This is a genomic window from Actinoplanes sp. SE50/110 (assembly GCF_900119315.1).
Classification (GTDB): domain Bacteria; phylum Actinomycetota; class Actinomycetes; order Mycobacteriales; family Micromonosporaceae; genus Actinoplanes.
In genome coordinates this window covers 2,128,988-2,140,053 of sequence record NZ_LT827010.1, presented here as the reverse complement: position 1 = coordinate 2,140,053, position 11,066 = coordinate 2,128,988, and the positions used below count along the sequence as shown (strand labels likewise).

Genomic DNA, 11,066 nt, shown 5'->3' with positions numbered 1-11,066 from the left:
CGGCAACCGGGCCGTTCGGCTTTCCGGGAAACCGGGCGGCCGAAGCGGGACACTGGGGGCATGTGCGATTGCGGCCGCCGATCCCCCGGACGTCCCTGATGTTCCCGCGCCCGGTGGGCTAGGGTTCCGCCGTGGGATTGCTCGACCGGTTCGTCTCGCCCCGACGCCGATTCGCGGCGCTGGCCGTCCGCGTCGCCCGGCGCACCCCGGGGGTCGACCGGGCGGTGAGCCGCCCCGACGACTTCTCGATCGCGATCTACCGCACCGGCGCGACCGGCCCGGCCCACCTCTATCTGGCCAACATCTTCCGCGAGACGGAAGGCGCGACGCCCGCCGAACGCCGGGAACGTCTCGCGAAACTGGTCCGGATCATGGCGGCTCCGCCGCCGCAGGACGATTGGGAGACGGTACGCCCGAAACTCCGCCCGGTGCTGCGCCCGGTCACGTTCGGGTCGGCGGGCCCGCCGGGGATGCGTCCACCCATCTCCCGAGCCGCCCTGCCGTACCTGAAGGAACTGGTCGTGGTCGACCAGCCGGAAGCGATGGCGTACGTGGTGCCCGACCGGGTCGACGAGTGGGGCGTCTCCGCCGAGGAGGTCTTCACCCAGGCCCGGGAGAACCTGGCCGGGATGGCCCGCACCTCCCTCGACCAGCCGTGGCCCAGCGGCCAGCCGCTGATCAGCATGCTCGACGACGGCGACGCCTACTTCACGTCGCTGCTGCTCGCCCCCGGCTGGCTCGCCGAGGTCGGCGAACGCCTCGGCGGCCCGGTCCTCGCCTTCGCCCCGGACAACAACACGCTGCTGCTCTGCCCGCTGCCCGAGACCACCGCGGAACCGTTCTACGCCCTGGTCGACCAACATTTCAAGGAGGCCCCACGCAGCCTGTCCCCGGTCGGCTACGTGGCCGGCCCGCAGGGGCGCACCATCGCCTACACCCCACCCCTCGGCCACCCGCACCACCTCTCCGCCCGCCGCGCGGAGATGGTCCTCGCCCTCACCGAATACCAGGGCCAGACCAACTGGCTCGCCGAGCAGTACGCCCAGGCCGGTGTCGACGTGCACATCGGCGGCCTGCTCTCCGCCGAACCGATCGGCGGCCTCCCGGAAACCATCGCGGTCTGGACGGCCGGGGTCAGCACCCTGCTCCCCAAAGCCGACGCCATCGTCTTCGTCCACCCGGACTCGGGACCGCAGTTCAGCGCCCCGTGGGACGCGGTCGCCCGACGCGTCACCCTGGAAGCGGAGCCCCTGCTGGCCCCGGCCCGCTACCGCGTCGACGACTGGCCCGCCCCGGACATCCTGGCCTCCCTCCGCCAGGAGATCGCCTGACCCGCATCCCGCCCGCCCGGCGTGCTCGCGGGCCCGACCAGGTTTGTCGACGGTGCTGAGCCCGATGGGGTGGGGGCGGCCGGGGTTCGGCAGACTGGCGGGCGAGCGGAGGGGAGGCCGAGTGGCGCCGATTGATGAGGAAGAAGCCGGGCTACGGGTCGGGGCGCCGGCGGATCATGCGGCGGGGCTTGCGGCGGTGCGGCTCAGTCTGACCGATGCGGTGCGCAAGATGGGTGTGGGCAAGGCGGTCCGCAACCTTCGTACGCTCAATCAGGTCGACGGTTTCGACTGTATGAGTTGTGCGTGGCCGGATCCTCAGGGGCATCGGCATGCGGCGGAGTTCTGTGAGAACGGGGCCAAGGCGGTCTCCTGGGAGGGGCAGCGGGAGACGGTCGGGCCGGAGTTCTTCGCGGCGCACTCGATCGACGACCTGAGCGGGCGGAGCGATCACTGGCTGGAGAAGCAGGGCCGGCTGACGCATCCGATGGTGCGACGCGAGGGTGCGACGCACTATGCGCCGATCTCCTGGGACGATGCGTTCGCGCTGATCGGCGCCGAATTCCGGAAGCTGAGCGACCCGAACGAGGCCGTCTTCTACACCTCGGGGCGGGCCAGCAACGAAGCGGCGTTCGTCTACCAGTTGTTCGCGCGGGCGGTGGGGACCAACAATCTGCCGGACTGCTCGAACATGTGCCACGAGTCGACCGGGACGGCGCTGTCGCGGACCATCGGGATCGGCAAGGGGTCGGTCACCCTCGAAGATCTGCACCGGGCGGATCTGATCGTGGTCTCCGGGCAGAATCCGGGCACCAACCATCCGCGGATGCTGACCGCCCTGGAGATCGCCAAACGGGACGGCGCCCGGATTCTGGCGATCAATCCGCTGCCGGAGGCGGGGCTGCTGCGCTTCGACAATCCGCAGAAGGCGCGCGGGCTGGCCGGTTCGGGGACCGCGCTGGCGGACCGGCTGCTGCGCATCCGGTCCAACGGCGATCTGGCACTCTGGCAGGCGATCGGCAGCCTGCTGCTGCGGCGCGGGGTGGCCGATCGGGAGTTCATCGAGTCGTCGACCGTCGGGTTCGACGCGTGGGCGCGGCACGTGGCCGCCGTGGACCGGGACGCGGTGCTGACGGCGACCGGGTTGACCTGGGCCGAGATCGAGGCCGCGGCGGACATGCTGGCGTCGGCGACACGGATCGTGCACTGCTGGGCGATGGGCATCACGCAGCATCGCAACGCGGTGGCGACGATCAAGGAGTTCGTCAACGTGGCCCTGCTGCAGGGCATGATCGGCAAGCCGGGCGCCGGACTGTGCCCGGTGCGCGGGCACTCCAACGTACAGGGCGACCGCAGCATGGGGATCTGGGAGAAGCCGCCGGCGGCGTTCCTGGACCGGCTGCGCGACGAGTTCGGCTTCGAGCCGCCCCGCGAGCACGGGGTGGACGCGGCCGATGCGGTGCGGGTGTTCCGGGACGGGCGGGCGAAGATCTTCCTGGCGCTGGGCGGCAACTTCGTGGCCGCGATGTCGGACACCGAGGTGACCGCGGCCGCGATGCGCAACGCCGCGCTGACCGTGCAGATCTCCACCAAGCTCAACCGCAGCCACCTGGACGCCGGGCGGACCGCGCTGATCCTGCCCACGCTGGGCCGCACCGAGCAGGACCACACCGGCGGGCGGGTGCAGCGGATCACCGTGGAGGACTCGATGTCCGCGGTGCACGCCTCCCGCGGCCGGTCGGCGCCGGCCGGGCCGCTGCTGCGCTCCGAGGTCGACATCGTCTGCGGGATCGCCGCGGCCACGCTCGGCGACCGGCACGGCATCCCGTGGGCGTCGTTCGCCGAGGACTACGGGCGGATCCGGGAACGGATCGGGCGGGTCGTGCCGGGCTGCGACGACTACGCGCACCGGGTCGACAACGGCGGCTTCACGATGCCGCACCCGCCGCGCGACGAGCGCCGCTTCCCCACCCCGGAGGGCCGGGCGGTGTTCACGGTCAGCCCGCTGCAGGTGATGAGCGTGCCCGCGGGGCGGCTGGTGCTGCAGACGCTGCGCAGCCACGACCAGTTCAACACCACGATCTACGGGCTGGACGACCGGTACCGGGGCATCAGTTCGGGGCGGCGCGTCGTCTTCATCAGCGCGGCCGACCTGGCCGAACTCGGCTTCGCCGACGGTGACCGGGTGGACCTGGTCTCCGAGTGGGACGACGGCGAGCGGCGAGCCGAGCAGTTCCGGCTCGTCGAGTACGACACGCCGAAGGGCTGCGTGGCCGCCTACTACCCGGAGACGAATCCGCTGGTCCCGCTCGACTCACAGGCCGAGGAGAGCGGCACACCCACCTCGAAGTGGGTGATCGTGCGCCTGGAACGCCGGTGAACCCGGCCGCGGCCGGCTGGGCGGAGACGGCGGCAGCCCGGGTCGTCGCCTGGGCGCGCACCCTGCCGGCGGGGCCGGCGGGGCGGCGGGTGCTGGTGATCGAGGGCCGGTCCGGGTCCGGCAAGACGACGCTGGCGGTCGCGGTCGCGGCGCGGCTCCCGGCGCCGATCATCCACATGGATCAGCTGTACGCGGGATGGGACGGCCTGGCGGCCGGCGTGGAGGCGCTGCGTGACCGGGTGCTGGAGCCGCTCGCCCGGGGCCGGCCGGCGGTGTGGCGGCAGTGGGACTGGGCGGCCGGCCGCTACACCACCGAACACCGGGTGCCGGACGGGGACTGGCTGATCGTCGAGGGGGTCGGCGCCGGCGCGACCGGCTGCCCGATCGCCGGGACGGTGTGGCTGGACAGTCCGGACGACCTGCGCCGGGAGCGGGCGCTGGCCCGTGACGGGGACCTTTACGCGCCGCACTGGGAACGCTGGGCGCGGCAGGAGGAGAAGCTTCCCGACGTGCGCGGGCAAGCCGGCCTGATCATCGCGAACGGGGCATGATCTGAGGCATGACGGAGCAGCGGATCGGGGTCAGCGGGGCGACCGGGCAACTCGGCGGGCGGGTGGCTCGGCGGCTCGCCGACCTCGGCGTACCGCAGCGGTCGCTCGTGCGGGACGTGTCCCGCGCGCCACGACTGCCTCTCGCCGAGGCCGCCGCGGCGCCGTTCCACGACCGGGACGCGTGCCGGGCGGCGATGGCCGGGCTGCGGACCGTGCTGATGGTGTCGGCGTCCGAGACGCCGGACCGGGTGGTGCAGCACCGGACGTTCGTGGACGCCGCGGCCGAGGCCGGAGTGGAGCATCTGGTGTACATCTCGTTCTACGGGGCGGCCCCGGAGGCGACGTTCACGCTGGCGCGCGATCACTGGGCGACCGAGCGGCACATTCTCGGGTCCGGGATGGCGGCCACCTTCCTGCGGGACAACCTGTACGCGGACTTCCTGCCGATGCTGGCCGGCGAGGATCGCGTGATCCGCGGGCCGGCCGGGGACGGACGGGTCGCCGCCGTCGCGCAGGACGACATCGCGGACGCCGCGGTGGCGGTACTGCGCGACCCGGGACGACACGCGGGACGGGTGTACTCGCTGACCGGGCCGGAGGCGTTGAGCCTCGCCGAGGTCGCGGAGATCGTCGGGGCCCGCTATCACCCGGAGACCATCGACGAGGCGTACGCGTCGCGGGCCGGCTACGGGGCGCCGCAGTGGCAGGTCGACGCGTGGGTGTCGACGTACACCGCGATCGCGGCCGGCGACCTCGCCGGGGTCACCACCGACGTGGCGGAGTTGATCGGGCGGGCGCCGATCACGGTGGCGGAACTTCTGGCCCGGCCCCGTCGATGAGGCGCAGCCGCCTCTCGGCGTGCGCGACGAACTCCCGGACGCCCCGGTCGCGCCCGCTGCGGCGCAGGTCGGTCAAGACCTCCCGGAGCAGGTGTGCGCCGCGACGCGACCGGACCCGGTCCCACCGGTCGAGCACCGTGCGTCCGGCCACGCAGGCCTGCTCCAGCTCACCGCTGATCACGTGCCCACCGGCGAGGTAGATGCCCTCGTAGAGGGCGGCCCGCGGGTGCGGATGGTCCGGTTCGAGCAGGGTCGGTGGACGCAGCAGCGAGATCCCCCGGCGGACCAGCGTCCGGGCGCTGGCCCGGCGGCCCCGGGCGCGTTCGTCCCGGGCCAGCTGCAGCAGAGTCCGGGCAGCCATCGGCCCGGCCGTGTCGGCGGCCACCCGTCGCACCCATTCCGGCTCGTCCCCGCCGGGGGTCGCGGCGATCCATCCGGCAGCCTGGTCCGCCGTCCGGCACGCCGAGCGGGTGTCGCCGGCGAGGGCCTGCGCGTACGCGAGCTGTCCCGCGGCGAACGCCCCGGTGGCCCTGGTACCGGCGGCTGCGGCGAGGGCCGCCTCCCCGATGGCCACCGCATCGGCGTGACGCCCCTGCAGGGCCATGTTGGCCGAGAGGTCTCGCAGGAGGTGCGCCAGGAGCCGGCGGCTGCCGCCCTCGTGGGCGGCGCGCAGGCCGGTGACCAGGTAGCGCCGGGATTCCCGGTGCCGGTCGGCGTCAACGGCCAGCCACGCGGCGAGCTGCGCCAACTCCGCCAGGACGAGCAGCAGCCGCCGGTTCAGCCCGTCGCTGCGGCCCCCTTGCCCGAGGAGCAGCCGCGTCGCCTGGAACTGCGCCGCCACGTAGCCGAGCGCGTCCAGGCCCTCGGCCCCCGCGGCAGCCTCGCGCAGCGCGTCGACGCCCCGCTCGGCCGACCGCACCAGCTCGACGCCGGAGCCGTGCTCGCGGGCTCGGGACAACGGGCCCGGTTCCCGGCACAGGTATTCTCGCGCGACGTCGGGAAGCCGCTCGCCGTCTGACGCCGCCCGGTCGAGGATGTCCAGGAGTCCGCGGCTCGCCGCCTCCGGCGAGTCCGATGCCCTCGTCCACAACGCGTCGGTGGCGATCGGCCGGCCCAGCGCCTCGGCGATGACCCGGGCCGCGTATTCCGCCACCGGCGGATAGGGCACCCGCCCGCGGTCGCGCCAGTGGTACGGCGCCGACTCGGAGATGGTGCCGGGGCCGTAGGCGGCGTTGATCCGCCGGGCCAGGGTCCGGGGACTCCAGCGGAGCTCGGCGAGGCACCGGGCGAGCACCTCGTTGGACGGTCGTGTCCTGACCATCGTCGAAGGTTAACAACCTTGACGGGATAGACGTATGGCTATGGATTACGGGCTTGGCTTGAATCCGGGAGGGAAGGCACGAACCCCCACCTGAAAGGGCACCCGATGGATCACGACCACCACGACGACATCTTCGACCGCGGCCTCCAGTTCGACCTGAAGACGCTGCTGGGCCGCAGGCGGATGCTCGGCCTCGCCGCCGGCGTCGGACTCGCCGGTCTGGCGGCCGCCACTCCCGCGTTCGCGAAGGCGTCGGACGACTCCCCGCTCGCCGCGGACGCCGCCGCCTGCCGGACCATTCCCACGGAGACCGGCGGGCCGTTCCCCGGCGACGGCACGAACGGTCCGAACATCCTCACCAGGAGCGGCATCGTCCGCAGTGACCTGCGCACCAGTTTCGACACCGGGTCCGCCACCGCCGGCGGCGTCACCCTGACCCTGCGCCTCACGGTGCTGTCGGCCGCCACCTGCGCCCCGTACGACGCGGCCGCGGTCTACCTCTGGGGATGCGACCGGGAGGGCCGGTACTCGATGTACTCCGCCGGTGTCACCCAGGAGAACTACTGCCGGGGTGTACAGGCGGCCGGCTCCAGCGGCCAGCTGACGTTCACCACGATCTTTCCCGGCTGCTACCCGGGCCGCTGGCCGCACCTGCACTTCGAGGTCTACCCGAGCCTGGCCCGGGCCACCTCGGCGAGCGGGAAACTCAAGACCTCGCAGCTGGCGTTCCCGGCCGACGTCTGCCGCACCGTCTACCAGAGCGCCGGCTATCAGGCCAGCATCCCCAACCTCGCCCGGGTCTCGCTGTCCACCGACGGGGTCTTCCGGGACGGATACAGCCAGCAGATGGTCACCATCTCGGGCAGCCCGCAGTCCGGATACCTCGCGAGCCTGACGATCACCGTGTGATCCGCGGTGCGGTGTCCGTCCGGTTCCCGCCGGGGCGAAACTCCGGGCGGACAGGCGCACACGAGGAGCGGCCCGGGTCGGATGCCCGGGCCGCTACCGCCGGATCAGGGCCGCGAGGCGGTCACCACCGCGTCCCGGCCGGCCTCCTTGGCGCGATAGAGCGCCGCATCGGCGTGGCGCAACATCTCGTCCGGATCGGTCACTCCGGTGCCGTCGGCGACCCCGATCGAGATGCGCACCGCGAGCCCGGGGGTGAGCTGCTGCCACGGATGGCGGCGTACCGCCTCGAGCAGGCGGTGGCAGGCCCGGAGGGCGCCCTCCACGGTGAGGCCGGGCATGATGATCACGAACTCGTCACCGCCGAGCCGGGCCGGCAGGTCGATGACCCGCAGGTGATCCGCCATCAGCCGGCTCAACGCGACCAGGACACGGTCACCCACCTCGTGCCCGTACCCGTCATTGACGCTCTTGAATCTATCCACGTCGAAGACGGCGATGGCGACCGGCGGTGCGTCGTACCGGTGGTTGCGTTCGGCCAGCGCGGTGAGGTGCTCGGTCACCCGCCGGCGGTTCGCGATGCCGGTCAGCGGGTCGGTCCGGCTCAGGTGCAGCACCTCTTCGTTGAGCCGCTGGAGATCGGCCATCTGGCCGGCGAGCGTCGCCCGGGCCTGCTCCAGTTCGGCGATGATCGCGGCCTGCGCCTCGGCCTGCCGGCGGTAGCGTTCCGCCTCCCGCTGCGCCTGCGCGACCTCGAACCGCACCCGAAGAGCCTGGGTGCGGCGTTCCTGCGCACCGCGCGTGGCGGCGTCGGCGAGCTCCCGGCAGCGAAGGAGGTGGTCGTAGGCCCCGGCGTCGTCACCGGTCGCGTGCAGCACCTCGGCGAGCAGTGACTCGGCCAGCGCCTCGGAGCGCTGCGAACGCAGCCCGCCGGCCAGGGCGATGACGCGCTCCAGCGTTTCGCGAGCCGCATCCCAGCGCATCGAGGGGTTCAGCACCGAGCGCACCAGGACCAGGAGCCGATGCATCTCATACCCCTGGTTGGCGATGGCGCCGTCGGGCAGCCTGTTGTGCGCCCCCGCCCGGCCGAGCCACCGCTCGGCGTCGTCCAGGCGGTTCAGGTCCGCCAGGACGTGCGCGTACGCCGTCATCGCCCGTTGTGCGTCCACCGGCATCCCCGCGTCGCCGAAGAGCCGCAGGGCGCGCTCGCCGGTCTCGGCGGCGGTGACCGGATCACCGATCTCACGCTGACCATCCGCCATCATGGCGAGCATCGTCGCGGCGCCGCTCGCGTCGGCACAGGCCAGGAACAGACCGTGTGCCTGTTCCAACAGCTCGAGCGCCTGTCGCCGGTCGCCCATCTCCGCCAGGAGCGTCGCGACCAGGCTGAGCACCCGGCCCTCACCGTAGGCATCGCCGGACTTCCGGTACGCGTCCAGCGCCTCGTACCCGTGCTCCATCGACTCCGGGACGCAATCGAGAAGGTGCAGACACATCGCCGCCGTGTGATGCGCCTGCGCGGTCGCCAGCGGGTCGCCGAGAACAACGGCCTCGCCGATCAGGCTCAGCGCCGTGGACAGGGCGTCCACCGGTTGGCCGTGGCGGGCGGTGAACTCCGTGACCATCGCGGTGCAGCGCACGCGGGCGACCTCGTCACCCAGCGCGGTGGCCCGCTCGATCCCGTCACGGGCGAGCGCCACCCGACGCTGCGGATCCCGCACCAGGCGAGCGGCCCTGTCGACGAGCATCGCCAGCTCACCGGCGGCGGTGAGGGGAGTCTTCACGTCCGCATTCATCGGCAGTCCCGCGGCTCAGGTGAGCCCTCCGGAAGACGGTGGCGGTTCCGGACCGCCGGCGCCCGGGTGCTTCCGTCGGCAGACCCGGGCACGGCGGATGACGGTGTCGTCAGATCGGCTGCTGGAGCAGCGCGCCGTAACGGACGACCGGGTCGCCCGGACCGGTGGCGAGCACGGCCTCGGCGCCGGCCCCGCCCGGTGGCTGCCACGCGAATCCGCTCGCGGTTTCCGCGCCCGTACGCCTGACGACGGGCACGATCGTATCGCCCTACCCCATCGCGGCTCCCCAACCGGGAAAATCCAGTTTTTTCCCCCGATCGGGGGAAGTGATCGTGGTTTCCGTGGTCAGCTGTCCCGGACATGGCAGCAACCTTAGGAAGGGACACAATGCGTAAAACGACACGGAGCCTGACCCTCGCCGGAGCGGGAATCCTGGCCGCCGCACTGGCCTCACCCGCCCAGGCGTCGCCGGTGAACGTGCCGGACGCCGGCGGCGCATCGGGGCAGGCCCAGCGCTCCGACGACGTGGCCGGCTTCTACAACACCCGGGCCGCCTGCGAGGAGATCAGCCGGATCGGGTCCGCGATCGGGGCGTGGGATGCCCCCGACTGCAGGACGGCATTCCACGGCGTACGGCGAATATTCGTCCTGATCGTGGACTTCAACGATGATGGGCAGCCGGTCCCGGCCGGCGGGCCGGGGACCGGCTTCCCGGGCGGGGGGCAGCAAGGGCCGGGTGCGGGGCCCGGCGGCGGCCAGCAAGGACCCGGTGCGGGGCCCGGCGGCGGCCAGCAAGGACCCGCGGCCGGACCCGGCGGCGGCCAACAGGGGCCCGCGGCCGGACCCGGCGGGTCGCAGGGACCGGCGGGTGGCGGCTCGGCCACTCCGGAGCCCACCGCGAGCGGGTCCACCCCGCCGGCCGCCGCCGAGCCGACGCCGTCCGCCAGCGTCGAGCCGACCCCGTCCGCCAGCGTGGAACCGACCCCGTCGGCGGCGACCGAGCCGACGCCGGCCGCGAGTGAGCAGCCCGGTCCTTCCGCGAGCGAACCGGGCACGGCCGCCGAGCCCACCCCGTCCGCCAGCGAACCGGGCACAGCCGCCCAGCCCACCCCGTCCGCCAGCGAACCGGGCACAGCCGCCCAGCCCACCCCGTCCGCCAGCGAACCGGGCACAGCCGCCCAGCCCACCCCGTCCGCCAGCGAACCGGGCACAGCCGCCCAGCCCACCCCGTCCGCCAGCGAACCGGGCACGGCCGGTGAGCCGGGAACCGCGCCGGGCGCCGGGCAGCCGGGAACCGCGCCGGCCTCGTCGGTGAGCATCGGCGTGCAGTCCGCGGCCAATGGTTCGGCGACCGGCACCACGACCGGCACCACGCTGAGCGGCACGGCGACCGGCACGGCGACGATCGGCACCGGGCCGATCGCCCGCCGCGCGCTCTGACCTTCGGGAAGGCGGCCGCCCGCGGTTCCCGGACGGCCGCTTTCCGCGAAAGCCCGGAACCACCCCCGACCGCCGTGGTCAGCTGGAATTTTCCAGGCGCAGCAGCCGAGGAGGGGATGACATGAGAACGGCGACGAAACTGGCCGTGATCGGCGGCGGGGCGCTCACCGCGCTCGCGATGACGGCACTGCCGGCCCAGGCCGGCGGAAAGCCGGACACCGGGTCGGCCTGTGCCGACTTCAACCGGATCGGGGCCGAGACCGGCCTGTGGGGCCGTTACGACTGCGCGGACTGGCGGGTCGACCACAGCGACCGGGTGCTGATCGTGCGACACCACGGTGCGGCCACGGTCCGGGTCGACGACCGCTGGCCGGTCATCGACATCGGCCGGGATCTGCCGCGGGCGGGCGACCTGCCCCAGGTGATCAACATCAACGGGCCGTCGGGCGCCTACACCATTCCGGTACGGCCACCCCGGTAGGCCGGGGGCGGCCGGGGCGTGCTC

Annotated in this window: 10 protein-coding genes; 7 read left to right on the top strand and 3 right to left on the bottom strand. The window is 73.2% G+C overall.

The genetic code is table 11. From position 1 onward, the window contains the following. Positions 1 to 131 precede the first annotated feature (131 nt). The 4 genes from ACSP50_RS09620 to ACSP50_RS09605 all read left to right on the top strand — a co-directional run bounded on the left by ACSP50_RS09620 (position 132) and on the right by ACSP50_RS09605 (position 5,098). Positions 132 to 1,331 (top strand): hypothetical protein, encoded by a 1,200-nt coding sequence (locus tag ACSP50_RS09620; RefSeq protein WP_014688976.1) that lies wholly within the window; start codon positions 132 to 134, stop codon positions 1,329 to 1,331. 121 nt (positions 1,332 to 1,452) lie between these two features. Further along, complete coding sequence (locus ACSP50_RS09615) at positions 1,453 to 3,708, top strand: FdhF/YdeP family oxidoreductase (protein WP_014688975.1); 2,256 nt, start codon at positions 1,453 to 1,455, stop codon at positions 3,706 to 3,708. Beyond that, a complete protein-coding gene (locus tag ACSP50_RS09610) occupies positions 3,705 to 4,259 on the top strand; it encodes a dephospho-CoA kinase (RefSeq protein WP_014688974.1) in 555 nt (184 codons plus the stop codon). The genes ACSP50_RS09615 and ACSP50_RS09610 overlap by 4 nt, the downstream gene beginning before the upstream one ends. Before the next feature lie 8 nt (positions 4,260 to 4,267). Next, complete coding sequence (locus tag ACSP50_RS09605; protein WP_014688973.1) at positions 4,268 to 5,098, top strand: SDR family oxidoreductase; 831 nt, start codon at positions 4,268 to 4,270, stop codon at positions 5,096 to 5,098. Here the strand turns inward: ACSP50_RS09605 and ACSP50_RS09600 are convergent. Then, positions 5,061 to 6,419: a hypothetical protein gene (locus ACSP50_RS09600; RefSeq protein ID WP_014688972.1), complete on the bottom strand. Its 1,359-nt coding sequence runs from the start codon at positions 6,417 to 6,419 to the stop codon at positions 5,061 to 5,063. The genes ACSP50_RS09605 and ACSP50_RS09600 overlap by 38 nt on opposite strands. A gap of 105 nt (positions 6,420 to 6,524) precedes the next feature. Between ACSP50_RS09600 and ACSP50_RS09595 the strand changes: the two genes are divergently transcribed. Beyond that, the gene (locus ACSP50_RS09595; RefSeq protein WP_014688971.1) at positions 6,525 to 7,328 is read left to right on the top strand and encodes an intradiol ring-cleavage dioxygenase; all 804 of its coding nucleotides are present in this window, start codon (positions 6,525 to 6,527) and stop codon (positions 7,326 to 7,328) included. Positions 7,329 to 7,432: 104 nt separating this feature from the next. On the opposite strand, the gene ACSP50_RS09590 is transcribed toward ACSP50_RS09595, so the two are convergent. Further along, a complete protein-coding gene (locus tag ACSP50_RS09590; RefSeq protein ID WP_155123462.1) occupies positions 7,433 to 9,109 on the bottom strand; it encodes a diguanylate cyclase in 1,677 nt (558 codons plus the stop codon). A gap of 121 nt (positions 9,110 to 9,230) precedes the next feature. Further along, positions 9,231 to 9,377: a hypothetical protein gene (locus ACSP50_RS41680; protein ID WP_155123461.1), complete on the bottom strand. Its 147-nt coding sequence runs from the start codon at positions 9,375 to 9,377 to the stop codon at positions 9,231 to 9,233. Positions 9,378 to 9,508: 131 nt separating this feature from the next. Here ACSP50_RS41680 and ACSP50_RS09585 point away from each other — a divergent pair, with 131 nt between their 5' ends. Both ACSP50_RS09585 and ACSP50_RS09580 read left to right on the top strand, forming a co-directional pair. Then, positions 9,509 to 10,561 carry a Triple functional domain protein gene (locus ACSP50_RS09585; protein ID WP_014688969.1) on the top strand — a complete coding sequence of 351 codons (1,053 nt, stop codon included), beginning with the start codon at positions 9,509 to 9,511 and terminating at the stop codon, positions 10,559 to 10,561. Between the two features lie 121 nt (positions 10,562 to 10,682). Further along, entirely contained in the window at positions 10,683 to 11,042 is a 360-nt protein-coding gene (locus ACSP50_RS09580; RefSeq protein ID WP_014688968.1) for a hypothetical protein, read from the top strand. Positions 11,043 to 11,066: the final 24 nt, after the last annotated feature.